At 46.1% G+C, this 26041-nt stretch carries 21 protein-coding genes and 2 pseudogenes; 9 read left to right on the top strand and 14 right to left on the bottom strand.

The window, feature by feature from the left end; genetic code table 11:
* The first annotated feature begins 60 nt into the window (after positions 1-60).
* Complete coding sequence (locus QUB10_RS14310) at positions 61-336, top strand: MoaD/ThiS family protein (protein WP_006632924.1); 276 nt, start codon at positions 61-63, stop codon at positions 334-336.
* Between the two features lie 185 nt (positions 337-521).
* On the opposite strand, the gene QUB10_RS14305 is transcribed toward QUB10_RS14310, so the two are convergent.
* The 4 genes from QUB10_RS14305 to QUB10_RS14290 form a co-directional block, all read right to left on the bottom strand.
* Positions 522-2414 carry a ribonuclease J gene (locus QUB10_RS14305; protein ID WP_333203053.1) on the bottom strand — a complete coding sequence of 631 codons (1893 nt, stop codon included), beginning with the start codon at positions 2412-2414 and terminating at the stop codon, positions 522-524.
* 399 nt (positions 2415-2813) lie between these two features.
* Positions 2814-3707: a 4-hydroxy-tetrahydrodipicolinate synthase gene (dapA, locus tag QUB10_RS14300; protein ID WP_333054761.1), complete on the bottom strand. Its 894-nt coding sequence runs from the start codon at positions 3705-3707 to the stop codon at positions 2814-2816.
* Between the two features lie 107 nt (positions 3708-3814).
* Entirely contained in the window at positions 3815-4858 is a 1044-nt protein-coding gene (locus QUB10_RS14295) for an aspartate-semialdehyde dehydrogenase (RefSeq protein WP_333203051.1), read from the bottom strand.
* A 132-nt stretch (positions 4859-4990) separates the two neighbouring features.
* Positions 4991-5194, bottom strand: a complete 204-nt coding sequence (locus QUB10_RS14290; RefSeq protein WP_333203049.1) for a hypothetical protein — start codon at positions 5192-5194, stop codon at positions 4991-4993.
* A gap of 225 nt (positions 5195-5419) precedes the next feature.
* Between QUB10_RS14290 and tig the strand changes: the two genes are divergently transcribed.
* The 3 genes from tig to clpX all read left to right on the top strand — a co-directional run bounded on the left by tig (position 5420) and on the right by clpX (position 9308).
* Positions 5420-6841: a trigger factor gene (gene tig, locus QUB10_RS14285; protein ID WP_333203048.1), complete on the top strand. Its 1422-nt coding sequence runs from the start codon at positions 5420-5422 to the stop codon at positions 6839-6841.
* A 424-nt stretch (positions 6842-7265) separates the two neighbouring features.
* Entirely contained in the window at positions 7266-7955 is a 690-nt protein-coding gene (gene clpP / locus QUB10_RS14280; RefSeq protein ID WP_333041644.1) for an ATP-dependent Clp endopeptidase proteolytic subunit ClpP, read from the top strand.
* 9 nt (positions 7956-7964) lie between these two features.
* Entirely contained in the window at positions 7965-9308 is a 1344-nt protein-coding gene (clpX, locus tag QUB10_RS14275; RefSeq protein WP_333054758.1) for an ATP-dependent protease ATP-binding subunit ClpX, read from the top strand.
* Between the two features lie 279 nt (positions 9309-9587).
* Here clpX and dnaX read toward each other — a convergent pair whose 3' ends face one another.
* A complete protein-coding gene (dnaX, locus tag QUB10_RS14270; RefSeq protein ID WP_333203091.1) occupies positions 9588-12938 on the bottom strand; it encodes a DNA polymerase III subunit gamma/tau in 3351 nt (1116 codons plus the stop codon).
* 124 nt (positions 12939-13062) lie between these two features.
* On the opposite strand from dnaX, the pseudogene QUB10_RS14265 reads away from it, so the two are divergent.
* The 4 genes and pseudogenes from QUB10_RS14265 to QUB10_RS14250 form a co-directional block, all read left to right on the top strand.
* A pseudogene (locus QUB10_RS14265) lies at positions 13063-14061 on the top strand (RNA-guided endonuclease InsQ/TnpB family protein); the annotation flags it as partial.
* A gap of 661 nt (positions 14062-14722) precedes the next feature.
* The gene (gene ltrA, locus QUB10_RS14260) at positions 14723-16540 is read left to right on the top strand and encodes a group II intron reverse transcriptase/maturase (RefSeq protein ID WP_333203045.1); all 1818 of its coding nucleotides are present in this window, start codon (positions 14723-14725) and stop codon (positions 16538-16540) included.
* Positions 16541-16631: 91 nt separating this feature from the next.
* Positions 16632-16904 (top strand): annotated as a pseudogene (locus tag QUB10_RS14255) (RNA-guided endonuclease TnpB family protein); the annotation flags it as partial.
* A gap of 538 nt (positions 16905-17442) precedes the next feature.
* A complete protein-coding gene (locus tag QUB10_RS14250) occupies positions 17443-18354 on the top strand; it encodes a hypothetical protein (RefSeq protein ID WP_333203043.1) in 912 nt (303 codons plus the stop codon).
* Positions 18355-18371: 17 nt separating this feature from the next.
* Here the strand turns inward: QUB10_RS14250 and QUB10_RS14245 are convergent, their stop codons facing one another.
* The 5 genes from QUB10_RS14245 to QUB10_RS14225 all read right to left on the bottom strand — a co-directional run bounded on the left by QUB10_RS14245 (position 18372) and on the right by QUB10_RS14225 (position 24034).
* On the bottom strand, positions 18372-19094 hold the full coding sequence (locus QUB10_RS14245; protein WP_333203041.1) for a DevA family ABC transporter ATP-binding protein: 723 nt from the start codon (positions 19092-19094) through the stop codon (positions 18372-18374).
* Positions 19095-19131: 37 nt separating this feature from the next.
* Complete coding sequence (locus tag QUB10_RS14240; protein ID WP_333203039.1) at positions 19132-19929, bottom strand: Uma2 family endonuclease; 798 nt, start codon at positions 19927-19929, stop codon at positions 19132-19134.
* 230 nt (positions 19930-20159) lie between these two features.
* Entirely contained in the window at positions 20160-21320 is a 1161-nt protein-coding gene (gene devC, locus QUB10_RS14235; protein ID WP_333203037.1) for an ABC transporter permease DevC, read from the bottom strand.
* A 261-nt stretch (positions 21321-21581) separates the two neighbouring features.
* Positions 21582-23225: an HlyD family efflux transporter periplasmic adaptor subunit gene (locus tag QUB10_RS14230; RefSeq protein WP_333203035.1), complete on the bottom strand. Its 1644-nt coding sequence runs from the start codon at positions 23223-23225 to the stop codon at positions 21582-21584.
* Between the two features lie 71 nt (positions 23226-23296).
* Positions 23297-24034: a phycocyanobilin:ferredoxin oxidoreductase gene (locus tag QUB10_RS14225; protein WP_333203033.1), complete on the bottom strand. Its 738-nt coding sequence runs from the start codon at positions 24032-24034 to the stop codon at positions 23297-23299.
* A 139-nt stretch (positions 24035-24173) separates the two neighbouring features.
* Between QUB10_RS14225 and QUB10_RS14220 the strand changes: the two genes are divergently transcribed.
* Positions 24174-24371 (top strand): TatA/E family twin arginine-targeting protein translocase, encoded by a 198-nt coding sequence (locus QUB10_RS14220; RefSeq protein ID WP_333138464.1) that lies wholly within the window; start codon positions 24174-24176, stop codon positions 24369-24371.
* Between the two features lie 78 nt (positions 24372-24449).
* Here the strand turns inward: QUB10_RS14220 and QUB10_RS14215 are convergent, their stop codons facing one another.
* The 4 genes from QUB10_RS14215 to panB all read right to left on the bottom strand — a co-directional run bounded on the left by QUB10_RS14215 (position 24450) and on the right by panB (position 25977).
* Positions 24450-24572, bottom strand: coding sequence for a hypothetical protein (locus QUB10_RS14215; RefSeq protein WP_333203031.1), 123 nt, complete (start codon positions 24570-24572; stop codon positions 24450-24452).
* A complete protein-coding gene (locus QUB10_RS34235; protein ID WP_445300773.1) occupies positions 24529-24756 on the bottom strand; it encodes a type II toxin-antitoxin system RelE/ParE family toxin in 228 nt (75 codons plus the stop codon). The genes QUB10_RS14215 and QUB10_RS34235 overlap by 44 nt, the downstream gene beginning before the upstream one ends.
* Positions 24749-25018 (bottom strand): type II toxin-antitoxin system ParD family antitoxin, encoded by a 270-nt coding sequence (locus tag QUB10_RS14210; RefSeq protein WP_333203029.1) that lies wholly within the window; start codon positions 25016-25018, stop codon positions 24749-24751. Before QUB10_RS14210 ends, QUB10_RS34235 begins: the two co-directional genes overlap by 8 nt.
* 179 nt (positions 25019-25197) lie before the next feature.
* Positions 25198-25977: a 3-methyl-2-oxobutanoate hydroxymethyltransferase gene (gene panB / locus QUB10_RS14205; protein ID WP_333203027.1), complete on the bottom strand. Its 780-nt coding sequence runs from the start codon at positions 25975-25977 to the stop codon at positions 25198-25200.
* Positions 25978-26041: the final 64 nt, after the last annotated feature.

The following is a 26041-nucleotide window of genomic DNA, read 5'->3' as shown; positions in this document are numbered from 1 at the left end:
TGACTAAGGACTACTGACTACTGACTACTGACTACTGACTAAGGACTAAGGACTAAAAAAATGACCGTCAAAGTTTTAATTCCCACTCCCCTGCAAAAATTTACCAACAATCAAGCCACCATCGAATGCGCCGGCGATAACATTTCCGAACTAATTGAATCGCTGGAAACCAATTGTCCCGGCATCAAAAAAAGCCTGTGCGACGAAAAGGGAGAACCCCGCAGATTTCTCAACTTCTACGTCAACAGCGAAGACATCCGCTTTTTGGATGGTTCAAAAACAGCCCTCCAAGATGGCGATGAAGTCAGCATTGTTCCTGCTGTTGCTGGTGGCTGATTAATTTTTAACCGCAGATTGAGGCAGACGAACGCAAATGAACGCAGATAGTTATTTAAATCTATCTGCGTTCATTTGCGTTTTATGAAATCAAATGTATGTTTGTAGTAGCGCTTGGGTACTCAAGCGCTACTACAAACCTAAAACTTATTTCTTTGTTCGCAGTGCGTCAGAGAATTATCGCACTAGGAAGCTGCCCTTGCGGCAGTCCGGGGACGGCGCCGGCCAGTCACCTGATTGGCAGGAGATGGCAAGGATGGGGATGATGGCGATGATGGCGATGATGGAGAGGGCGATGATGGCGATGATAATAGCTTAGGTGCTTCCAGGGAACCTGGAGATACTGCTGCTTTTTCCGATCGCACTGCTTCTTCAGGAATCTGCATCAGGAATACCAGCAGCGGATTGCTTTGCAGTTCCCGGCGCATCACTCGCTGAATAGCTTTTTCTATTTGCGTTTGCACTCCTACCCAGTCAATATCAACTTGTGAGTCAGCAGTGGCGGGTTTTACAAATTCTGACCAGCGATCGCTCAAAACTGTTTCAATGGTTTGAGTGATTAATCCGATCACCTCTGCGCGATCGGCTGATGTCACTACACCTTTCAAGTGTACTTCTGGTTTGGCAACTAATTTGCCTTCCCAATTCAAAGCCGCCGCTACCGTTACAACGCCATCTCCGGCTAACTGCTGACGTTCCTTGAGGACGCTAGCTTTGACCACGCCCGATCGAGAAGCATCTACCAATTCAATTCCTGAAGGCACTTGGCCAGCAACTCGCATCGAATTTTCAGTTAATTCTACGACATCGCCGTTATCAATAACCACCATATTGCTAGCGGGAATGCCCATGCTTTGAGCCGTCTTGGAGTGCTGGATCAGCATCCGATGTTCCCCGTGCACTGGTAAGAAGAACTTGGGACGAGTCATGTTAATCATTAACTTTTGGTCTTCTTGACAACCGTGACCCGAAACGTGAATGCCTTTGTCGCGGCCGTAAACCACGTGTGCTCCCAGCATCATCAGTTTATCGATCGTGTTTACCACTGCGATCGTATTTCCGGGAATCGGATTAGCCGAGAAAATGACTGTATCGCCCTTTCTGATTTTCAGTTCGTGATGTTCGCCGTTAGCAATGCGAGTCATCGCCGCCATCGGTTCGCCTTGGGAACCTGTAGTTAAAATCAGTACCTTGTCTTCAGCCAAATTGCGGATTTCTTTCAGCGGTTTGAAAATACTATCTTCGCATTTGATGTAGCCGAGATTGCGGCAGTGGGCGATGACGTTAAGCATCGACCGGCCAACCACTCCGACATACCGATTGTTTTTCTTAGCCAAGTCCAAAACAATTTGCAATCGGTGTACCGACGAAGCAAAAGTCGTCAGCAGCACTCTTCCCGGTGCTTGAGCGATAATTCTGTCTAAATTCGGCGCCACAGAACTTTCCGAAGCCGTAAAACCGGGAACTTCCGAGTTAGTAGAATCGCTAATCAAGCACAACACGCCTCTTTCGCCGTACTCCGCCAGCTTTTGCAAATCAAAATGCTCGCCGTCTACAGGAGTGTGGTCAATTTTAAAGTCTCCGGTGTGGATCACAATTCCCACGGGAGTGTGAATTGCCACAGTAAAACTGTCGGCCATCGAGTGAGTGTTGCGGATGTATTCGACTAAGAAATTCTTGCCAATTCTGACAGTATCCCTGGGTCGAACCGTTCTCAATTCAGTACGGTGAGACACTCCGGCTTCTTCGAGTTTTCCGGCTAGCAAAGCCATCGCCAAACGGGGGCCGTAAATGACCGGAATTTCAAATTGTTTGAGGTGATAAGGGATACCGCCTATGTGGTCTTCGTGACCGTGAGTCACGATCATACCTTTAATTTTGTGGCTGTTTTCCCGCAGGTAAGTCATATCTGGAAGGACAATATTTACCCCGTGCATTCCATCTGTCGGGAACGCTAAACCTGCATCTAAAAGAATGATTTCGTCGCCGTACTCGAACACACAAGTGTTTTTACCGATTTCGTGCAGCCCGCCGAGGGGAATAACTTTTAGAGCAGATGCAGTTGTATTTTTGATCATGCGTATCCTTTGTTAGTTATTTTTGTTATTGGTCTGTTAACTGTTGACTGTTGACTGTTGACTGTTGACTGTTGTCTGTCGTCTGTCGCCTACTGTCTAGACCTCTCCAATAATCCCTGTGGAACAGGCATCCTGCCTGTTCAACACAAGCTTTTTGGTAGGTTTTTATCTGTTGTTCGTTGATGGGGGCGATTTTTTCCAAGATATTTGTGGAAAACTCCCCAGGGGGTTTTACTATCCCCTACAGTCAGTTGTCTTTTGCCTTCAGTCTTTAATCCTCAGTCTTTACTTCTTGACTGTTAGCTAATTACTAACAGTTAATTACTAATGACTAATGACTAACAACTAATGACTTATCACAACCAATATTCAGTTGTCTGAAAACTCGTTCTCGCTCGTCTAGCTAGCTGATACTGCTGCTAGCTGACTCAGTACGTCCTTTAACTTTTGAGTTACCTCAACGGGCGGATCGCACAGGGGCGGACGGGTGGAGCCTACATCCCAGCCTTGAAGTTTGAGAGCTGTCTTGACGGGAATGGGATTTGTGGTGAGAAAAAGAGCTTTAAACAGGTCAAAAAGTTGCAAGTGAATCTGGGTAGCGACTTGAACTTGACCGGCCTCGAAAGCTTTGATCATCTGTTGCAGTTGCTCTCCTACCAGATGGCTGGCTACGCTAACTACACCAGATCCTCCTACCGCCAACATTGGCAAAGTTAGGGAATCATCTCCAGAATAGATGGCAAATTCAGGGGATGTCAAGCACCGAATTTGACTTGCTTGATCCAAGTTGCCACTGGCTTCTTTTACGGCCACAATATTGGGGATTTGGGCCAATCTAGCCACCGTCTCCGGCAACATATTCTGACCAGTGCGACCGGGGATGTTATATAACATTATAGGCAATTCTGGAGCAGATTGCGCGATCGCCCGAAAATGATTATATAAACCTTCTTGCGGCGGCTTGTTGTAATAAGGAACCACCTGCAAACAACCATCTAACCCTAGTTTAGCTGCTTTTTGGGTAGCTGCTACTGCTTCTGAAGTAGAATTCGATCCGGCTCCTGCGATTACCAACGCCTTACCGGCCACCGCCTTTTGTACCACCTGAAATAATTCGTACTCTTCATCCCAGGTCATAGTGGGAGACTCGCCAGTAGTGCCGCACACTACCAAGCTATCTGTACCGCGATCGGCTAAATGAACTGCCAATTGTTCTGCTACCGCATAGTTAACGCTGCCGTCTTCCTTAAACGGCGTAATCATTGCAGTCAGAACCCGTCCAAACTTTACCACACTTTCTCCGATTTTAGACTGTTGATTTTTGATTTTAAATTTTTGATTTCAGATGAACGGTTTATCTAAAATCCCCAATTTGAATTTCCAAATTGCCAGGGTTGCCCCTAATTAGAAGCCACCGCCGCTTGGGTTCGCAACAAATTTTTTTCTACCAGCAACTCAGCTATCTGCACCGCATTTAAAGCCGCCCCTTTGCGAATTTGATCGCCAGAGAGCCACATCTCCAACCCGCAGGGGTGAGAAATATCTTGGCGAATCCTGCCAACTAACACCTCATCCTTACCGCTGGCTTCTGCGGGCATCGGGAAATAATTAGCTTGCCAGTCTTCTACCAGCTTAACCCCGCTTGCCTGCTTTAAGATTTCCCTGGCCTCGATCGCGCTAAAAGGCTCTGCAAACTCTAGATTAATCGCTTCCGAATGAGCGCGCAGTACGGGAACCCGCACACAAGTTGCCGTAATTTTAATCTCGTCCGTACCAAATATCTTCCGAGTTTCGTTTACCATTTTCATCTCTTCTTCACAATACCCCAAATCATTAATGGGGGTGTTGTGCGGAAACAAATTAAATGCTAAGGGGTAGGGAAATATATCTGTTTTGGGAGTTTCCCCCTGCAAAATTGCTCTTGCTTGAGCCTTCATTTCCTCCATTGCCCTCGCCCCCGCCCCGCTGGCAGACTGGTAAGTCGCTACAACGATGCGCTGTATCGGCCTAACTTTGTGCAGTGGCCAAACGGCAACTGCCATTAAAATAGTCGTGCAGTTCGGATTAGCAATTATACCTCGGTGAGCTGCTGCTGCTTGGGGATTGACTTCGGGAACCACCAGCGGTACCGTCGCATCCATGCGGAAAGCGCTAGAATTGTCAATTACCACTGCCCCGGCTGCCACCGCTTGCGGAGCCCATAACTTAGAAGTCGAGCCACCTGCCGAAGCGAGCACCAGATCTACATTATCAAACGATCGCGCCGACACTGCTTCCACCGGCAGCATCTCACCGCCAAAAGGCAAAGTTGTGCCTGCTGAACGTTCCGAAGCCAGCAGCTTCAAGTTAGAAATCGGAAAACTCCGGCTGTGCAATAGTTCTAGCAACTCGGCACCGACTGCGCCGGTAGCTCCTAAAATGGCAACTCGATAGGATTGAGACAAATTAGTTTCCTCCACAAATTAAAGTCTAAACGATCGAAATCAAAAATTTAAATAACTGCAATTCTCAATATCAAACTTAATTAATGTTATGCGACATCAGGAGCATGAGAGGATGGCAATGGTGCAGTTAACCTAAAAGGGCGATCGAACTTCCCGATCGATCCGGGCGATCGTACCCAATGCCAGTTTAGCATCTTTTGCCGCTCGCCCACGCCCAATCCGCATCCGGTTAAGTTTTGCGATATATCTGCATTTTCGCAGGCGCATCCATTGACTTTGACTGGCTGCAGAGACCGGCAAGATTGACATCACAGGGCGATATGTGCTATGGTGCATCGGCAATTAGTGGACTTAACCTCCACATTCCTAGCAGCAAAAGCTAGTATCCTCAAACCAAAACTATTTGGCAAGAGCCAAAAAAGTAGCCGGCAATGACTTACAGTCTCATCCGGTAAAGGTGTTGTAGTTGTGCCGTTACGAGTCAAAGCGTACAAAATTAAAATGCAGGCAAAGTCAGCTTTGTATGTATTTTATTACTATTGTTAAATATCAAAAAAGCCGATGAAAGTAACCCAGGAAAAACTTCCAGCTAGCCAAATTGGTCTGGAAATCGAAGTACCGTCAGAAAAGTCAAAACAAGCTTACGAGCAAGTAATTAAACAATTTGCTCGCGAGGTTAGTATTCCTGGGTTCCGCAAAGGCAAAGTTCCCCGTCAAGTTTTGCTACAGCGCCTAGGCCAGACTCGTTTGAAGGCGACGGCTTTGGAAAATGTGATTAATGATTCCCTGCAAAAAGCCCTCGAACAAGAAAAAATTGCCGCAATTGGCAGTTTTGAACTTAGCACCGAGTTTGAAGAATTACTAGCTAAGTTCGATCCAGAACAGCCTCTGATTTTTTCGGCGAAGGTTGATGTACAACCAGAAGTGAAAATGGGTCAGTACACAGGTTTGCAGCTTCAAGCAGAAGAAGCTAAGTATGATGAGGCTCAGGTAGATGAGGTACTGGAAAAATATCGATCGGACAAAGCTACTTTAATCCCCGTAGAAGGCCGGCCGGCTCAGTTGGGAGACACGGCTTTGGTTGATTTCTCCGGTAGATTTGCCGAAGCACCCGAAGGCGAAACTCCCGCAGAAATTCCCGGTGGTCAAGCAGAAGACTTTCAAGTAGAATTATCGGAAAATCAGTTTGTACCGGGCTTTATCCAAGGCATGATCGGGATGAATCCAGGAGAAACTAGAGAAGTTTCCGTGCAGTTCCCAGATGAGTATAGCAGTGAAGAATTAGCGGGGAAACCTGCCGTATTTACGATTACTCTCAAAGAACTTAAGGAAAAAGAATTGCCGGAGTTGGACGACGACTTCGCCCAAGAAGTCAGCGAGTTTGAAACTTTAGCAGAACTGCGCGAATCGCTCGAAACTCGGTTTAAAGCAGACCAAGAAAACAAGACATCAGCCAATAAGGAAAAAGCTATATCAGCAGCACTTGTGCAGCTAATAGAAGTCGAGATTCCCGAAACAATGCTCGATCGCGAAATCGATTATTTGTTGAATCAACAAGCCCTCCAATTGAAAAATTACGGCATAGATATCAACCAACTGTTTACGGAAGAAAATATGGGCCCGATGCGGGAACGCTCGCGCCCGGAAGCAATCGAGCGCCTCAAGCAGAATTTAGCTCTGGCAGAAGTAGCCAAGCTGGAATCCTTATCTGTTGAACCAGCAGAAGTAGCAGCAGAAGTAGCAAAAATCAGAAAGCAGTTTCCCAAAGGAGATTTTGACCCCCAAAGGTTGCAAGAATTTGTAGCAGAAGACTTGCTCAAACAAAAAACCCTGAAATGGTTGGAAGAAAAAGGAACAATCGAACTCGTACCCGAAGGCTCTCTGACTCCCGCAGCCGAATCGGAAGAATTAGAAGAATCAGACGCTGAAGTTTTGGATGTTTCACCCACAAGTGTCGAAGTTGAAGTCCTAGGCGAAGAGTAGGGTCCAGAATCAAAGTAGTAGGGACACCGCACGCCAGCCCTTCTTCGTGTCCACAAACACGTTAAACCCGCAGTCCGCCAGGGAATTCATTCCCTGCCGGACTAGCGGGTCCACTGGTGGACTTGGCGGGCTGAAATCTTAAGTGGACACTAATGGGGTCTTGGAGTGTCCCTACGGCGGGGATCGGGGGTATCTGAAGTGCGATCGAATTTTACGTTAAATGTCGAGCTACTGTTGAATTTGGGTTAAATAGTCACAAGATTTTTGCTCGACTATACCCAATGCCCAATGCCCAATGCCCCATTCCCCATTCCCCATTCCCCCGATATCTGTTCAGAAGAGGCATAATAGTTAAAAGCTGGCGGCTTAATTTAAAGCTTTCATCAGCAGCAGCAAATTGTCTAGAATCCTTGACTGGTGTCTTATGGTTGTATCTCAATCTTCCAATTACCTAATTACAAGCTATAACGATTTTGATGTCAGTTCCAGCCCCAGCAATGTAGTGCCGATGGTGCTAGAACAGTCGGGGATGGGCGAGCGGGCCTTTGACATTTACTCGCGCTTGCTGCGGGAGCGAATTGTGTTTTTAGGAACTCCCGTAACCGACGAAGTTGCTGACTCGATAGTGGCTCAGCTATTGTATCTAGATGCCGAAGACCCAGAAAAAGATGTCCAAATGTACATTAATTCCCCCGGCGGCTCGGTGACTGCCGGCATGGCAATTTATGACACAATGCAGCAAATCCGCCCGGATGTGGTGACGATTTGTTACGGTTTGGCAGCGAGTATGGGCGCATTTCTGCTGACAGCAGGAGCTCACGGTAAGCGGATGTCTCTTCCGAGTTCCCGGATTATGATTCACCAGCCGCTTGGAGGCGCTCAAGGTCAAGCAGTTGATATTGAGATTCAAGCCAAAGAAATCCTTTATCATAAGCGTAAGCTGAATCAACTGCTAGCGCACCACACAGGTCAACCGATCGACAAATTAGAGGCGGATACAGAGCGCGACTTTTTTATGTCAGCCGAGGAAGCCAAAAATTACGGTTTGGTCGATCGAGTTATCGCTAAGGAAAACCTTCCGACGGCGGGAGAGAATGTCACTGCACTGAATTAAGAGGCTGTTATGTCTAAGTACGACTCCCATCTAAAATGTTCGTTTTGTGGCAAGTCTCAAGAGCAAGTACGCAAGTTGATCGCAGGGCCCGGGGTGTATATCTGCGACGAATGCGTTGACTTGTGCAATGAAATTTTAGATGAGGAGTTGTTTGATTCGAGTGCAGTGCCCGCAGCGGCGGTGGCTCCGAAGCAGGAAACGACGCAAAAGCGCCGCGGTACTTCGGGCAAAAGTATGTCGCTGAGCCAAATTCCGAAGCCGAGGGAAATTAAAAATTATCTCGACGAAAATGCGATCGGGCAAGATGAGGCGAAAAAGGTGCTCTCGGTGGCAGTTTACAACCACTACAAGCGCCTCAGCTTTATCCATGCCAAAAATAGCGGCAAGCACCCGCCGGAAGAAGTAGAACTGCAAAAATCGAATATTTTGTTAATCGGGCCGACTGGTTGCGGCAAAACTCTGCTGGCTCAGACTTTGGCGGATATGCTAGACGTACCGTTTGCGGTGGCTGACGCGACGACGCTGACGGAAGCGGGCTATGTCGGGGAAGATGTGGAAAATATTTTGCTGCGGCTGCTGCAAGTGGCAGATATGGACGTGGAAGAGGCGCAGCGCGGAATTATTTATATTGATGAAATTGACAAAATAGCCCGCAAGAGCGAAAATCCTTCGATTACGCGGGATGTGTCTGGGGAAGGCGTGCAGCAGGCGCTGCTGAAAATGCTTGAGGGGACGATCGCCAATGTACCTCCCCAAGGTGGCCGCAAGCATCCCTACCAAGACTGCATCCAAATTGACACTAGCAATATCATGTTTATTTGCGGCGGCGCTTTTGTCGGTCTTGAGAAAGTGATAGAGCAGAGAACGGGCAAAAAGTCAATGGGCTTTATTCAGCCCGGAGAGGCTCAGCCGAAGGAAAAACGGGCTGCTGATGTACTCAAGCAACTGGAACCGGATGATTTGGTGAAGTTTGGGATGATTCCTGAGTTTATTGGGCGGGTGCCGGTGGCTGCGGTGTTAGAGCCGCTGGATGAGGAAACGCTGATGGCGATTTTGACTGAGCCGCGCAATGCTTTGGTTAAGCAGTATCAAAAGCTGCTGAAGATGGATAATGTGCAGTTGGACTTTAAGCCGGAGGCGATTCGGGCGATCGCCCAGGAAGCATACCGCCGCAAAACTGGAGCACGGGCGCTGCGGGGAATTGTCGAAGAATTGATGTTGGATGTGATGTACGAGTTGCCGTCGCGCAAGGATGTTGCCCGGTGTACGATTACTAAGGAAATGGTCGAGAAGCGATCGACGGCTGAGTTGTTGGTACTTCCGTCTTCCCTACCAAAACCGGAGTCAGCTTAAAAGTTTTCACATTGTCAATAAGTCTTTTAGGGCGGGTAGGATGCCCAACCCATACTCCCCACAAGAAAATTCACTCTTTGTGGAACAGGCCGGAAAGCCTGTTCTTGAGCATGGTACAACATATCATATCGTTTCCGGTTGCATCGAAATTATTAGTAGCCGAAATTAGGAGACGGCAGTGCCGTCTCCTCTATCATGTCCAAGAGTGCAACCGGAATTGATATCACATCAAGCCAATGCCCAATGCCCAATGCCCAATGCCCAATGCCCAATGCCCATTTACCAATCTATAAAATCATCCTCATTTAACTCAGAAGATAACTCGGAAAAATCCGGTTCAGATTCCAATCTAAAAGTTTCCGACTCCCAAATCTCCAAGTCATCCGACAAATCGACTACTTCCCCGTCAAACATAGCAGCCAACTTCCTAGTCGAATTCGCGACATCTTGAGCATCAACACGCACCGCTATAGCGTGAGCTTTAGAGTCATTCTGAGAGTTTGTAGATCCGTTTGTTGGCGATCGCGATTCGGAAATTGTCGGCACATTAACGGCGGTATTTTCAGGCGCTGGCGGGTGTGTTTGTTCTTCTCCACCATTCCCCAAAAAATCATCTGTAATCTCAGAACCCGCCGAGTTCTGCACCTGTTGGCCCGCATCACTCACAGGATGAGAATTCCTGGGATTTTCGCCAACACGTCCGTTATAAGTTGGCAAATCCTTGGCGCGGGAACTATTAGTTTCAGCGGGATTTGTCAAGCCCACTTTTACTGTTACTCGACGGTTAAAAATTTGCAAAAAAGCTTCTTCAATATTAGCTACTTTGTCTTTAACCATATTGAGCAACGGCTGCGAACTAATCTTAACATAAGCAGTATCATTGCTAAAAATTACTAGCTGTCCATGTTGGCGAAGCAGCGATTGAGTTCCATGCGGCCGCACGCGGTCAAGTACCTGTTCCCACACTCGATTTAAATCGATTTCATCGGCTGAATTAGTCGAGGAATAATTTGTTTGATTCGTTTCAGCAGTTGGTACAGGTGCAGGAATCGCTGCCGGAGGTGTGCTTTCTGTTCGATTAGCCACAGGCGGCGACTGCGGCGGAGGATTTTGAGGTTTGGCAGCGGGAGGCGGTTCGATATTAGATGTCTGGCTCCCCCCCTTAGCAAGGGGGGGTTGGGGGGGGTGAATTTGTGATGGAGCAATATTTTTCGCTGGTTCGGCTGCCGGTTGCTGCTGAGTTCTAATTGCTGAAGGCAACAATCCCAACAGCGTTACTTCCAGCCACAAACGCGGCTGAGTGGTATTTTTAATTTGCACTTCGTGGGTTTGCAAATGTTTCTGACCTGCCAAAATCAACTCCGCATCCCAATTGCGGGCAAAATCCGCCAATTTTTCCCAAGTGGCCGATGTTAAAGCTACTAAATCTGACCGTTTCGGTGCAGCTTTGGCTATTAGCAAATCTCGGTAAAAGCTCGCGAGACTTTGCAGCACGATTAGCGGTTCACGGCCGCGATCCATGAGGTGGCGAGTCATGTCTATTAGTGCTGTAGCGTTATCTGTATCAATAGCTTGCAGCAAATCCATTAAATCATTTTCAGGGACGGCACCGACTAAATCCCAAACTTTTTCAACTGTTACTTGACCGGGAAATAAGCTCAGTTGGTCTAGTAAACTTTCGGCATCTCGTAGACCTCCTTGGGCGATTTGAGCAACCATTTGTACTGCATCACTGGCAATATTGATATTTTCTAATTGGGCAATTTTGTGCAAGTGAGCAATCATTGCTTCGAGGGGGATGCGGCGAAAGTCGAACTTTTGGCAGCGAGAAATAATAGTTGGCAATACTCTTTGTGGGTCGGTTGTGGCGAGGACAAATACAACGCGATCGGGCGGTTCTTCTAAGGTTTTGAGTAGAGAGTTGAATGCCTGGGTGCTTAGCATATGGCAATTATGAACCAGAAGACCGTTAGCGACAAAATTGTGGTTGTCTTCTACTTCAATATCATAAACTCTCTCGACCCCAGCGACTTTTACAGATTCGACTGTCTCCAAACTTGTAATCCATTGAAGGGATTGAATACTTTTTAAAGTCTGATACCCATTTTCTACTGGTTTCAGCACCCATGTGTATGTAGTCGTAGGTTTTTTTACAGGTGTTAGACCTTGTGTAAAATTTAGTTGTTGTTGGGTATCCCAAACCTGTAAGCCAATTGGCAAGGAGTTGATTTTCTGCCCTAGAATATCCTTTTGTATGAATTTGGATGCTTGGACTTCCTTCTGGGGAAATGCTGAGCGAGCCATCATCCATGTACCACCAAGCAAGTCCTTCTGCTGTGACGCGATCGAGCCAATCCATTGTGACGTATTTTCCGTTTCCGTTGGGTTTAACAGCGTCAAAGACATCTCTAAGTTGGGGATGGCAGACGGTGTTGCAACAGACTGATATATTTCCGTATCCTCGGTTAGGTGTAACTCGTAACTTTGGTCGCAGTGTCGAAAGGCAAGAAGCTTTGTATTCCAACCATTCCCGCTGCTTTTCTCCGTGTGTCCAGCCCAATCTTGGAAATCGGCTATATTTATTTGGGTAGGTGATAAAACCGTCTCCAAGTAATGTTCCGTAGATGAGTCCGAGTGTTTCTGGTTGCAAAACTTCGGCATTTGCCAAGAACTTTTCCGTTCTTGCATCCCAAAGTCCATGTCCTTTTTTATACGGATGTCGCTGCCAATTAGACTGGATACTCTTAATCCCTTTGCCTTTTTTTTGTAAAAAGTCTGGTATTTCGAGTTGTTCTCCACAGCCACACGCACAGAGAGGTTGGATGGCTTGAGCCTGTTCGAGAATAGAGGCCAAGTCGTAGGATTTTTGTCCGTAGGTATTCCCGTAAAATTGATGTCCTCTGGCAAATCTCCGCAAGCGTCCATCTGTTCCAATTTTGTGAATGAGGGTGCCGCACCCACATTCACAGGGGATAGTATCTTCACTCCTTCTTTTACGTCTTTTGCTCGTATCCATCCCTGTTCTGTCCTGATTGGATGATTGCCGGTACATCTGATTTCTCGGTTGGCGGTTTTAATCACCAGTGTTTGTTTTTGCCCTCGGTCTAACCACCTCAAAACTTTTTTAAATTCCCAAACTTCTGAAGTTTCGTTATAGCTGAGAACTTGTTTTCCTTTGATGTTAGGATTGTCGATCCGCATCAGACCTTCGCTAGTTTTTACCTGAGAATCACCGGTCAAACACTCGTCGATTACATATACTTTATAGCGGCACTGTACGGGCGAAAATTGAGCTCGTTCGATCAAATCCCGAATGTTATCTACTCCCGTGTTGCTGGCGGCGTCAATTTCGATGACATCTAGTGTCGAACCTCGGGCAATTTCTTGGCAAACGTTGCATTTGCCACAGGGTGTGGGGGTGGGGGCAACCGTAGAAATACAGTTGAGGGATTTGGCGAAAATTCTGGCACTAGAGGTTTTACCGGTGCCTCTGGGGCCGGTGAATAGATATGCTGGTGCTATGCGCTCTTGTAGGATGGCGCTGGTGAGGGTTTGGGCGATCGCCTCTTGACCGACTAATTCGGCAAATGTCTGAGGGCGATATTTGTGATGCAGGGGTTCGTAGGTCACGATCGAATATTGGTGGTATTGTAAATCTTCGTTGAGTTTATAAGCAATTATAAACAATAATGGTATCATATCGCTATGATTGTTGAACAAGAAATACGCACAGATCAAAGAACGGAAGTCTCAAATGCAGCTAACAGAGAGGCACATCATTAAATCGACGGAACACCGTTTCGCCCAAATTGACGAACTAGCTTTCAAGTCCAAAAACCTCTACAATGCCGCCAATTACGTCAGTCGTCAGAGTTTTATTTATGGGTGGGGCTATGTCAATTACAACGAAATGAACCGATTGATGAAGTCTCACGAAGCATACAAGGCTTTACCTGCTAAAGTAAGCCAGCAAATCTTGATGGTGCTAGACAAAAACTGGAAATCGTTTTTTGAAGCCGTTAAAGCTTACAAAGCTGACTCTTCAAGATTCACTGGTCGCCCAAAGCTGCCAAAGTACAAAGATAAAGTCAAAGGGCGAAACCTTCTCGTTTACACGAGTCAAGCAATTAGTAGTAAACAGTTGAAGAAAGGAATCATTAAACTTTCCGGCACTGAACTTTCAATTAAAACCCAACTCAATCCCAACCAGATTTGTCAAGTGAGACTGGTTCCGAAATGTGATTCCTATGTAATTGAGGTGATTTATGATGAACCGGAGTCTACCCTTGGCAATGCCAACTCTGTAGCTAGTATTGATTTGGGACTGGATAATTTAGTGGCGTTAACTTCAAATCAGCCGGGATTTATCCCTTTGTTGATTAATGGGCGCCCATTAAAATCGATTAACCAGTTCTACAACAAACGCAAATCTCGATTACAATCCCAATTGAAAGGGAATCGCAAAACTTCACCACGGATTCAGCGCTTAACTCGCTGTCGCAACCAGAAAGTTGATAACTATTTGCATCAGGCTAGTCGTGTGATTGTTGACCATTTGGTAGTGAACAAAATTGGAACGCTGGTAATCGGCAAAAATGCACAGTGGAAAACCGATATCAATCTAGGTAAACAAACCAACCAAAACTTCGTCAGCATTCCTCATTCTCGATTAATTGAGATGTTAGAATACAAAGCTCGGCTGGTAGGAATCACAGTAATTGTACAGGAAGAATCCTACACATCCCGCTCCAGTGTGCGTTTCGTTCTGAAGAAACCCAGAAATGGGGGGAATCCAGGCTCTAACAAGGTAATCCAATATGGATCGAGTTCGCACTTTAATCCCTTGTTAGAAGACAACTTGTTCGTCTTGTGGGTGAGAACATTGTTCAAGTCCCATCCCGCAGGTGCAGCGGTGAAAGCATCACCCCTACGGTAGCGACTAGCCATCAATCCGTAAAGCGGGGTGAAAAGGCGGTAACTGGAAAACCTATTCTAGAACCCCGTCGAGCAGGAGTTTATGGGTAGCGAAAGCAAAGGTACATCCGAACCATCGTGAGCGATAACCAGCGAAACAGGTTGATACGCGCTTGAGTCCCAAAAGGGCAAGGATTGGTAATAAAGGGACTTCACCTTCAATTTACCACAGGGTTGGCAATTATTGGTTTGACCAACCAAGCACTCTGTAATAAACCCGGTGGAAAGTACCACCCTAAAAACTCTAAACAAAGACGAACAGGAACGAAATAACCTACCGTTTGCTCTCTAAAAAAGTCGATTTTCAGAGTAGGTGCTAACCGGATGCAACGGCAAGGAGAGATTGGGTCAAAAGCGAAAGCTCCCCTGTAACGAGGGAGATATGCAGACAGACCCACGGTGTCTCGGAAGATAGAGTCTCCAGTAGCAATGTAAAAGTCATGAGCACGGTAAAACCGATGTATGAATGGAACAAGACTCCCTGGCGAAAACTGGAAAGAGTTGTGTTCAAGTTGCAGAAAAGAATCTATCAAGCCGCCAATCGTGGTGATATTAAGGCACTTCGCAGACTCCAAAAGTTATTGATGAAGTCCTGGGCTGCAAAATGCTTAGCGGTTCGTAGGGTTACTCAGGATAACAAAGGAAAAAAGACGGCAGGTGTGGATGGTGTCAAATCACTAACCCCAAAGCAACGCCTTGACCTAATAGATAACATAAACCTGAGTTCAAAGGTCAGCCCAACCAGGCGAGTATGGATTCCCAAGCCTGGTACAGAAGAGAAGCGACCTTTAGGAATCCCGACCATGAAAGACCGGGCATTGCAGGCGCTTGTTAAACTGGCATTAGAACCAGAATGGGAAGCACGATTTGAACCGAACCAATATGGGTTCAGACCTGGACGCTCGTGCCAAGATGCTATCGGGGCAATATTTAATGCGATTAGGTATAAGCAAAAATATGTGCTAGATGCCGACATCGCCAAATGCTTCGACAAAATCGACCATGAAGCACTGCTTAAAAAATTAAATACATTCCCGCTTTTGCGCCGCCAAATCAGGGCATGGCTCAGAGCGGGGGTGATGGACCCACAGCAGTTGTTTCCAACACTTGAGGGTACGCCACAGGGCGGAGTCATTTCTCCACTACTGGCTAATATAGCTCTCCACGGGATGGAACATCGAATTAAGGAATTTGCCAAAACCTTGGACATCAAAAAGTCAACAGGAAAAGGACAAATAAGCTGGCAACAGAAATGTAAAAGCATATCCTTAATAAGATACGCCGATGACTTCGTAATTCTCCACGAAGACTTAACCGTTGTTCAAAAGTGTAAAGAGATTATCTCTGAATGGTTAAAAGGCATGGGTCTGGAGCTAAAATCCAGCAAAACAAGGATAGCTCACACAATGAGCAGCCATGATGGACAATCTCCAGGATTCGATTTCCTGGGATTTAAAGTCAGGCAATATCCATCTGGCAAATACACTAGCGGGAAAAATCCTCAAGGTGAGTTACTGGGTTTCAGCACAATCATCACCCCAAGTTCAGCAAAAGTTAAAATACACCTCAAAGAAATCGCAAGAGTAATAGACATCCACACAGTTAAATCTCAATCAGATTTAATTAAGAGGTTGAATCCTCTAATTATAGGGTGGGCTAACTATTACCGAACGGTTCCAAGTAGCAAAGTCTTCTATAAATTAGACTCTCTGGTGTATCAAAAACTCAGAGCTTGGGCAAATCATCGCCATCATAAATCGAAAACATGGGTGTCAAATAAATACTGGCAAACCATAGGCGATGACCACTGGGTATTCGCAACCAGGGAAGAAGGGACTAACCCACTCCGGTTACGTAAACATGGTCAAATAAAAATCATAGACCATGCCAAAGTTAAAGGCGAATCGTCACCATACGACGGAAACCTGGTGTATTGGGGTACAAGAATGGGAAAACACCCTGAAAGTCCCAAAAGAGTGGCAACACTTCTTAAGATTCAAAAGGGTAAATGTTCTCACTGCGGATTACATTTTCGAGACGAAGATGTCATGGAAGTTGACCACAGAATTCCTAAATCGAAAGGTGGAAAGGATTCTTATGACAACTGGGACTTACTTCACAGACATTGCCACGATATAAAGACTGCTACAGATGGCAGTCTGGGTAAAAAATCTAGCTGTAAAAGTGCTAAACCTAAGCCACCCTCACATACAGAATGGTTCTGGAAAGAGGATATGTTGGTAACGCGGTATGAGTGACAATCACCGAGTCATTGAGGAGCCGTGTGAAGAGAAATTTTCACGCACGGTTTTGGAGAGCGGCGGCTCTCGTAAGAGGGTCGCCGACTTTAATTTTTTAAGTTTAGACCCAATTCCTGTTTATGGAAAAACAGAAAAAGAGCCTGTGTTCACTGGTAAACGGATCAAGCGAGGTTTGTACAAAACATCGACGGGTCAGTTAATTAATTCCGATGTGAATGCTTCGTACAACATTCTCAGAAAAGCAATCCCAAATGCGTTTAGCAATGGGATAGAGAGCTGCGTAGTTGGGCCGAGGCGGGTTAATCCGCTCAAAGTAAAAGTGAAGGGGGAGGGACTTGAAGCCTCCCATGTCTATAAATGACTATACTTTTGCCAGCTATTAGCTGTAATCTTAGCTAAGGAGACGTTGTTCGATCGCAAAGAGAGCTCGACTCTCACAGCCAGCCGCCCGGTGGGCTTGCACAGCGTCCGTGAGCCAACAGCAGGAATTAGCACTCTCCCAACGTCCGCCTCTCGATCGTCCGGGCGATCGGCTGTTCTCCGTGATGTTTTCCGCTGCTCGCTCCCAGAGTTACTATTAATTTATGTGTATTTCTTTTTATTTTGCTAGAAACGGAGACCGCCGAACCAACATTTTTTTAGCTGTATTGGTATAATATATTACAGACAATTCACCATTTCTATTGGCCAGTACCAGCGCGGGATTTTCCGATATTTCGGAAACCTGCTTGCAGTTAAAGATAAAGTATTAATTAGAGGGTGCGTGCTCCAGTTGCAGAAATCCAGTTGTACCAAGATGATGGTGGAATAATGTCAATGTTAGTTGATCCAGTTGCACTACCAGCTCTACTCTGGAGTCCTGTATAAATATAGCGTCAAATTTTACCCTTTAAAAGCCCATGTCAACCCAAATAATCCTTGTAGAACCAAGGTTGGCAGTAGCCTCTCCCAAACCTAAACAGGCTAAACCCGGACATCCGTCCTCAGACCAACTCTTAATAGGAGGGGCGGGATTACTGTTGTTATTGCTTATCGGTTTAGCCGTGTTTACCAAGCTAAAACTCGACGATTTGAGCAAAAAGCTCAAATTTGAGGAGTTTAGAAATCGAGAACTCCAGAAAAAATACAAAATGGCTCTGGAAACCATGTCAAAGATGGAAAAGAATCCCGACCTTATCCACTCGCGAGACTTTAATTTAGACTACCTGAGAATGCGGATGGCGGAAGAAGTATTTCACTTTGCCATTGTGAACCAGATTAAGGTAAAAGTCAAAGAGAAAATTAGTATTGCCCTGCGTCCGACTCAGGCTGCAGTGGGAGATAAAAACGGGAATGCCGGCAGTGGCAGGCAAGTAGATTCGATGTTTGATATCGAATACGAAACTGGCGATCCCGCAGTAAAAATAGAAAAACGAGTGCTGTTTCGGATTCAAATTAAGCTGATGAAACTGCCGACTCAGGCAACATCAGCGACAATTAATCAAATTATTGACTGTTTGGAAACTTATCTGAGTCCTTCAGACGACCACGACAGTTGGCAGCCGACAATTCAAGGTCGCATCGTTCATATTGAGTGGGATCAAAAAGCCAAGCCGACGCCGATGTTGGTGCTGGAACAGTCGAATGAAGGGGTGAATGTTACCTTTAGGACTACGAGAACGCCTGCGGGCAGACCTGCAAATGACCTTGACAGCCAGTTGACAGGAACAAAAGGCCAAAAAAACGGCAAAAGTAGTTCTAAAACTCCAGCCAAAGGTACAACAAAAAGTCCTACCAAGGTAGGAGGAAAGCGTCCCGGTTCTCGGAAATAAGTTGAGGTGAATTAATATTATTTTCCCGAAAGAACGCCTGTGGCAGCCGTTGTGGATGTGTCTTGTGCGAGGTAGCCGTCTTCCATGTGAATAATGCGATCGGCTATGTCTAAAATGCGGTTGTCATGGGTGACAAGCAAAATAGTGCAGTGCTGTTCTTTGGCCAAACCTCGCATGATTTCTACCACATCTCGACCTGATTTACTGTCTAGGGCTGCTGTGGGTTCGTCTGCTAATACTAATTTCGGCTGGCTGACTAATGCGCGGGCGATCGCAACTCTTTGTTTTTGTCCGCCAGAAAGACTGTCGGGGTAATAATCTATTCTGTCTCCCAGCCCCACAGCTTCCAGCATTCCTTCTATTTTATCATTAGTTTCTTGGCGAGAAAGATGGCTGTGCAGTTCTAAAGACATTTGCACGTTTTGTCTAGCACTCAAGCATTTGAGCAAATTGTGACCTTGGAAAATATAGCCGATGTCGCGGCGGACGTTAACTAATTTATTTTTCCCCGTTCCCCGCAATTCTTGGCCGAGAATTTTCAGACTACCTTCTTGGATCGATCGCAAAGCTCCAATCAAGGTTAACAATGTTGTTTTACCAGACCCCGAAGGCCCTGTCATCAGCACAATTTCGCCCGGATAAATTTCGAGGTTGATATCAAATAATGTCTGTTTGCGAAGTTGACCTTCGCCGAAAGAATGGTTGAGATTTTTAATTGAGACAACTGGTACTGTGTTCATGGTAATGGCTAGATTTAAAAAGAGCAACAGACCAGTCTCATATACGATCGGGATCGATTCCCTGCGATCGCAAATAAGCCGCCAATCGCTCTTTTTGTTCTCGTTCGCTATCTGCCCGTTGGCGTTCCTGTTCGGCGCGCAGGCTTTCAAGCCTAGCTCGCTCGCTTCCTGTCAGCAATAAATTGCCTTGGTTATCCCACCAGCGCAACCACTGCTGCGTCTGATTTTGATAGCTACCCGACCATACACCTAACTCTACTCCCATCAGGTCGATCGGGTAATGTCCGCGATCGTTCGGTTCCAAGCGGTGATATCGAGTATTCACACAGTTATAGACTTCTAATTCACTGGTTTGGATCTTGTAAATAGCGTAGTAGGGAATCCTGATAATCCGCTCGTATACCCAAAACTTTCCCGGTTTCTGGTTTCCCCCGGATGGTAGAGCAGATAAGGGAGTGCTGTCGAGTTCTTCAGAACCATCACCCGAAGCAAATTCGATCGCAATCAGTGGCACAATATACTCGCGCCACAGCACGTAGGAACGGCGGTATTGCCCGTCTAATCTCGGCGGAACGTTGGGGACGTAGAACCAGTCAGGGGCTTCTGCACCCTTTTCTGGAGGGTCAGTTTCGCGCCAGTAGATACCGCAATCTTGCCCGATCGCATATTGTCCGTCAGGATGAAGATTTTGCAGCGTAATTTCCAGGGAGTCTGTGAGCAGGATACTCTGGGGATGTTCTTGAAAGTTTTTCACAAACGTGCCGTCAGATTCTGGGAGTTGCGTGTGATCGGGAAAGGCGGGAGGCAACGCTGTGGGGTTGAAGCTTTGTGTCATAGCGTATAACCGAGGGAGAGGGGGATTCGGGGAGAGGGTCCGAGGATTTGACGATTTTTGATATGCGATCGAAATCTACAATTTAAATGCACTACAGCTTACTCACCTCTAGCATAGCGTTCGATCGGCACAGATTCCAATGCCCGATCGGGAAAAGAAGTGGGCATTGGTTATTGGTTATTAGACAGAACAAATAACTAATGACTGATGACTAATGACTGCTGACTTCCTTAAAAAATATCCGCCGGATCTGCCGCCTGCAACTTCCTAACTGCGATCGCCCCGGATACACAACACATGACAACTGTCATTGCAAAAACAGTCCCAGCTTTCATCAAAGTCATGTACAGTGGCAAACTTGTCGCACTTCTCCCTAAATTGTACAGCACCACAGAAACCCCAAACCCCGGCAAATAACCAAGAATTGCCAAAATCAAAGCCTCTTGAAACACCACACCCAAAAAGTAAATGTCCTTATATCCCATCGCCTTCAGCGTAGCGTATTCTGGTAAATGATCGGTAACATCAGTATAAAGAATTTGGTAAACAATCACTATCCCCACGATAAATCCCATTGCCGCGCCGAGAGTGAAAACAAATCCGATCGCCGTACTTTCTTCCCAATACTTTTTCTCAATATTTACAAACTCTTCTTTAGAAGAAATTCTCACATCATTCGGCAAAGTTGCCCTCATTTTCTCAACAACAGCCTTAACATCTGTTCCCGGCTGCAAGTGAACAATACCTATATCGATTAAACCTCTTGTTCTCCGCGTCGAAAAAATCCGCATAAAGTTCAAATCGCTGGTGACAAGATTTCCGTCGGCACCGAAAGAGGCCCCTATAGTGAATAAACCATCTACCCTAACGCGGCGATTGTCAACTTCAGTTTCAACAACTTTTCCCTGTTTGAAATATTCTGCTACCGGCCCAAACTCCGGCCGGGAAGCTTGGTCAAATAAAACCACATCGGAAATTTTGATTTTGTCCAAATTATTTTGGATTTCAGGTAGATCAAAGATGGGATTAGCGGGGTCAAAACCTATGACCATCAATTGCCGAGTATTTCGCTGGTTGGGGTCGGGGTTTTTCCACAATCCAAAGCCTAAATATACGGGACTAATTGCTGTAACGCCGTCAAAACTCAAAGCTTGATACAAGCGACGCTGGGGAAAACTTTTCATGGCTATTAAAGCCGTAGACTGGGTGCTGGTGATAAAAATATCCCCTTTTAACTGTGAGTGAAAGGTGATGGAGCTTTCAAATAGCGCGTCTCTAAACCCGAACTGCATAAACATTAGCAAGTCGGCGAAGCCAATGCCGGCTAGTGCGACGGCTAAGCGCATTTTTTCGCGGGTTAATTGTGCCCAAGCTAGTGGTATTTTGGCCATACAATGAAGGAAGATCGGCAACGGATTATGTAACGGATGTAACGGATGTAAAGGATAGAAGGAAGAAGGAATAAGGAAGGAGGAAGAGGGAAGAACTCCTCTGACCAATTACCAATTATATTATGTCCCGTCGATTACCCCTAATACGGTAGGGGCGGGTTCACGCAAAATATCTGCCAATAATTGACAATCTCAAAAACCCGCCCTTTTAATCGCGGTCACTCGATCGGACATGATATTACCAATTACCAATTACCCATTTTAGATGTCTATTTTAACTTCAACCTGTAAGTTTGTTAGCGTTGCAACTTTTTTGCTCGATGCCGGATCGAGGCGAATTCTTACTTCGATAACTCTCGCGTCGGTGTCGGCGGCGGGGTCTGTATTTAGGACATCTTTTTTGCTGATTTGTTTGCCGATGCGAGCGACTGTTCCTGCCAAAGTACCTGCAAATACGGGGCTGGTGACTGTTGCGCGCTGGCCGTTTCGCACTTTGGCGATGTCGGTTTCGTAAACTTCTGCTACGGCGTACATTTGGTCGGTGCCGCCTAGTTCTACGATGCCGTCTTGAGTGTTGACACCTTCTCCTTGTCGGCTGTGAACTTTGAGGATGTAGCCGGATACGGGTGCTTTGACGTAACTTAAGTTTAAGTCTACTTGAGCTTTTTGTTTGGTGGCGATCGCACTTTCTACGGCTGCTTGGGCTGCTTGCACGTCTTCGGGACGTACTTCGGCAATTTGGTCGAGATTTGCTTTGGCTTGATTGATTTCTTCTTGGCCGGTTTCTGCTTTTTGTTTGAGTATTGCTTCGGCTTGATTAATTTGTTCTCTACCAGTTTCTATCTTTTGATTTAAGGTGGCTCTAGCTTGGTTAATTTCCTGCCTACCTGTTTCTAACTTGCGTCTGAGATTGGCTCGCGATTGATTGATTTCCTGCTGGCCTGTTTCTACTGTTTGTTTGATTGTTGCTTTAGTTTCGACTATTTCCTCACGCAATGTTTGCACTGTTTTTACTAATATGGCTTCAGCTTCTTTGACTCTCTGGCGAGCCGTCTCTGCTGCTAAGCGTTTGGTGTCGTAGGCGGAAGCAGAAATTGCACCTGTTTCGGAGAGTTCTTTATTGCGTTGTTCCTCGGCTTCGGCGTTGGTTAATTCGGCTTTTAGCCGATCGACTGTAGCATTTTGAGAGGCAATTTCGCCGCGCAATTGAGCTTCTAACCTAGCCAATTTGGATTGCTGCACCTCTGTTTCTCTGTCTAGTTGTGCCTCAAATTTGGCAAGATTAGCTTGTTCGGCTTCGGTTTCTCTTTGGAGTTGTGCCTCGAATTTGGCGACGTTAGCTTGTTCAGCTTCGGTTTCTCTTCGCAGTTGAGCTTCTAAGCGGGCGACATTCGCTGCTTCGCCTTCGGTTTCTCTTTGACGTTGAACTTGAAACTTGGCAACTTCGGCTTTCCCGGCGCCGACAACGCCTGTTTTTGCGCCTGCTTGAATTTTCGCTAATTCTGCTTGTTTGACTTTGACTTCTTTGTCGGCTTGTTGGAGGATTGCTTGGAGCCGATCGCGCGTATCGAGAACTGCTATGATTTGTCCTTGACTGACTCGATCGCCCTCTTCCACCTGCAAAAGTTCAATTCTTGCTCCCTCCGACGCCGAAGGGGCCGACAATTTGATCACTTCCCCCTGCGGAGTCAACCTACCCAAAGCGGTAACGCTGTTGCGGGTGGCGACGGAAGTTGCAGCAGCCGTTGCTGCAGCAGCCTTTAACTCTTCGGCTTTTTTAAGTTGAGATACTTGCCAAAAACCGACTCCTGTGGTAATGAGAGTTGCACCGATCGCTAAACCGATAATTCCTCGCCCTGGGGGTTTTAAAAATGATTTATCCTTGAGCCGTGATTCCTTTACCATTACTTATAAAGTAGGTGATTTCCTGATTAAGTTTTTTTCACCTACTGTGAAGTATTGTAAACCAATTTCAGCTATTTAGGGATATCAAAAAGCACCTCGGTCATGTAATGTTCAGCCCAATCTTGACCGAAAGCTTTTTCGAGTACGCGGCGGGTTTTGTCGTTTTGCTGCTGCTGGGTGCAGTAGTAAATTTGAGCGTCTAGAATTTCCGAGGCTTCGGCGGCAGAGACTGGTTCGGAAGCGACTGCCTGTTTGCAGTGAATTTCCACGTAGGATTCAACAATATCCAAAAACCGACTGTTTTCTTCGATCGACTCTGGCCGCACAAACAGGCAAAATTCTGAGAAAATATCCCCCCATTCGGGAATTTGGCGGGGACAAGAAAATTGCTTAATCGGCAAAATTTCCAGTTGGGTTCGGTAGGTTTCCGACAAAGTTCGATCTCGATTGAGGGGAGAAAGGTCTGCGATCGCGGCGCTAACTTGGCCTTTGCCTGCTACGATATCCGTACCGAACATCGGCAAAGCATAATTCGGTCTGGGAAACATCACGCAGTGCAGAATGTCAAGTACCGGCCCGACTTTAGCGAGTTCAAGGTGGATTTTGCGGAACTGGGGCGTTTGATAGCAGCGGTTTTCAATGATCAGTTTTTCTCCTTCCAAGCGGCCTTCTACGTATCCCAACTCAGCGGGCAGGTGGTAGGGTTCGAGGTCGAGATAGCGGTGCCATACTGCTTCCATCCGGTCTGCTAAATCGCGGATGAGATGGTGCTGTTGCTCGCGTAGAGAAGGCTGGGATGTTTCTAACATTCTTATTTATCGTGCGATAGCTTAATTAAACTTGATTCTACTGTTGCAAGATGCAGGAAAAAAGGTAGATACTTTAACAATATCAGTAGATTGACTTAAGATTGACTTACGATCGAGCAAGTTTTAGAGGAGATTTTGTATGTTTGGTCTGGGATTGCCCGAAATGGGCATTATTGCGGTGGTGGCCATACTAATTTTCGGCCCCAAGAAGATTCCTGAGTTGGGAAATGCTTTGGGGAAAACGCTGCGGAGTTTTAAGGAAGGGGTTGGTCAATCTGAGGATGAAGCTGTTGAGAAGGAGAAGGAAAAGGAGGAAAAGAGCCAGTCTGGGGATTAGATAAATTAGGGATCGTTCGATTTTAAAAATGCGATAGATTCTGGGGAGAGAAGGCGATCCACTAATTTTAAATGTCAATTAGTTGTCGCCATTCTCACATAATAGAGCTTCTAGATCGCGGTAGCCACTCAGCAGGCGTTCAACTGCAATCCCATTTTCAAGGGGAGGGTAGAAGATGATATAGTTTCCAATAGCTGTCACGGCGCAATCCCGGTGCTAGTTCTTCATAACTCCGTCCCATTCTAGGAGATTTTGCAATTAAATTGCATTGGTTTCTAAAGGTTTCAACAAAACGCCTCGCTGCTGCAATATTATCGCGAGCAATATAATTTTTAATCTCCCTCAAATCATACTTAGCTTGAGTGCTAAGAAAATACCTACTCATTGATTTCCCGCTCTTCTAATTCTATTTCTTCCAGAAGTTCTGCAACTACTTCTTCGCCATCAAAAGTTTCTCCTCTATTCGATTGCTCAATACCAACAGCCACTTCTCGGCGAAGTTTTTCGATCCGCATTTGACGCTGCATATCTCGCTCTTCAAGCAGTCGCAATGCTTCCCGAATTACTTCACTAGCCGATAAATACCTGCCAGTGTTGACCTTTTGCCGAACAAATTTTTCTAATTCAGGTGTCAGCGATACATTCATAGCTGAGTTGAGGTTGTGATGTATTTAAGCAGATTTTAGCAGGAATGTCAAAGTTTGTCAAACTTTGTTATGGCTGAGATATAGCAGGCTTTCCAAAAAGTTGCAGGGCGGGTTTCACCGACAATAATTGGGGAAAACCCGCAATCTCCTAAACCCGAAAGATCCCAACTATAAAATCTTTACGAATTAGGAAATTTTCGTTCTCTCACTTCAAGGGAATAATCTTTCACAGCTTGGGTAATTGTTTCTCGCAAATTGGCGTAAGCTTTAGCAAAAGGCGGCTGTTTTTCCGAAAGTCCCAACAAATCGGAAGTAACTAAAACTTGACCGTCGCAGTGTGGCCCGGCGCCGATACCAATGGTGGGAATAGTTAATTTTTGGGTAATTTGAGCGGCTAAGTCTGCGGGAATGTGTTCTAGCACGATCGCAAAGGCACCGGCTTCTTGAAGGGCGATCGACTCTGCTATGATGCGATCAGCTGCTTGGGCCGTTTTTCCTTGTTTTTTGTAGCCGAGTTGGTGTACCGACTGCGGAGTTAAACCGACGTGTCCCATCACCGGAATTCCGGCGGATGTTAGCTGCGAAACTGTGGCGGCCATTGCTGGATATCCACCTTCCAATTTTACAGCTTGAGCGCCGGTTTCTTTCAAAGCTCTCCCGGCCGAGTGCATGGCTTGCTGGGGACTTTCTTGGTAAGTCAAAAACGGCAAATCGACAACTATTAATCCTTGTTTAACTCCACGACGCACTGCTTTAGCGTGGTGCAGCATTTCATCAAGGGTTATGGGTAGGGTTGTGTCGTAGCCTAAGACTGTCATGGCGAGGGAATCGCCGACTAGGATGATATCTACGCCTGCTTGATCGATGAGTTGGGCGATCGCATAATCATAAGCTGTCAGGGCAACAATTGACCGCCCTTGTTGTTTCCACTGAATTAATTGATGAGTAGTGACTGACATTTTCGTTAACTCTTAGATAATTAGATATTTAAATAATTCGGCGGTTGGAAACCGCTTCTTGTCA

This window comes from Microcoleus sp. B5-D4, assembly GCF_036705145.1.
Taxonomy (GTDB): domain Bacteria; phylum Cyanobacteriota; class Cyanobacteriia; order Cyanobacteriales; family Microcoleaceae; genus Microcoleus.
The sequence above is the reverse complement of the archived record's forward strand: the minus strand, read 5'-3'. Positions and strand labels throughout refer to the sequence as shown.

Excerpts from the sequence above, each read along its gene's own strand:
- QUB10_RS14310 (WP_006632924.1), top strand. The coding sequence starts at position 61 with ATGACCGTCAAAGTTTTAATTCCCACTCCCCTGCAAAAATTTACCAAC.
- QUB10_RS14305 (WP_333203053.1), bottom strand. The coding sequence starts at position 2,414 with ATGATCAAAAATACAACTGCATCTGCTCTAAAAGTTATTCCCCTCGGC.
- QUB10_RS14290 (WP_333203049.1), bottom strand. The coding sequence starts at position 5,194 with ATGCACCATAGCACATATCGCCCTGTGATGTCAATCTTGCCGGTCTCT.
- tig (WP_333203048.1), top strand. The coding sequence starts at position 5,420 with ATGAAAGTAACCCAGGAAAAACTTCCAGCTAGCCAAATTGGTCTGGAA.
- clpP (WP_333041644.1), top strand. The coding sequence starts at position 7,266 with ATGGTTGTATCTCAATCTTCCAATTACCTAATTACAAGCTATAACGAT.
- clpX (WP_333054758.1), top strand. The coding sequence starts at position 7,965 with ATGTCTAAGTACGACTCCCATCTAAAATGTTCGTTTTGTGGCAAGTCT.
- ltrA (WP_333203045.1), top strand. The coding sequence starts at position 14,723 with ATGAGCACGGTAAAACCGATGTATGAATGGAACAAGACTCCCTGGCGA.
- QUB10_RS14250 (WP_333203043.1), top strand. The coding sequence starts at position 17,443 with ATGTCAACCCAAATAATCCTTGTAGAACCAAGGTTGGCAGTAGCCTCT.
- QUB10_RS14245 (WP_333203041.1), bottom strand. The coding sequence starts at position 19,094 with ATGAACACAGTACCAGTTGTCTCAATTAAAAATCTCAACCATTCTTTC.
- QUB10_RS14240 (WP_333203039.1), bottom strand. The coding sequence starts at position 19,929 with ATGACACAAAGCTTCAACCCCACAGCGTTGCCTCCCGCCTTTCCCGAT.
- devC (WP_333203037.1), bottom strand. The coding sequence starts at position 21,320 with ATGGCCAAAATACCACTAGCTTGGGCACAATTAACCCGCGAAAAAATG.
- QUB10_RS14230 (WP_333203035.1), bottom strand. The coding sequence starts at position 23,225 with ATGGTAAAGGAATCACGGCTCAAGGATAAATCATTTTTAAAACCCCCA.
- QUB10_RS14225 (WP_333203033.1), bottom strand. The coding sequence starts at position 24,034 with ATGTTAGAAACATCCCAGCCTTCTCTACGCGAGCAACAGCACCATCTC.
- QUB10_RS14220 (WP_333138464.1), top strand. The coding sequence starts at position 24,174 with ATGTTTGGTCTGGGATTGCCCGAAATGGGCATTATTGCGGTGGTGGCC.
- QUB10_RS34235 (WP_445300773.1), bottom strand. The coding sequence starts at position 24,756 with ATGAGTAGGTATTTTCTTAGCACTCAAGCTAAGTATGATTTGAGGGAG.
- QUB10_RS14210 (WP_333203029.1), bottom strand. The coding sequence starts at position 25,018 with ATGAATGTATCGCTGACACCTGAATTAGAAAAATTTGTTCGGCAAAAG.
- panB (WP_333203027.1), bottom strand. The coding sequence starts at position 25,977 with ATGTCAGTCACTACTCATCAATTAATTCAGTGGAAACAACAAGGGCGG.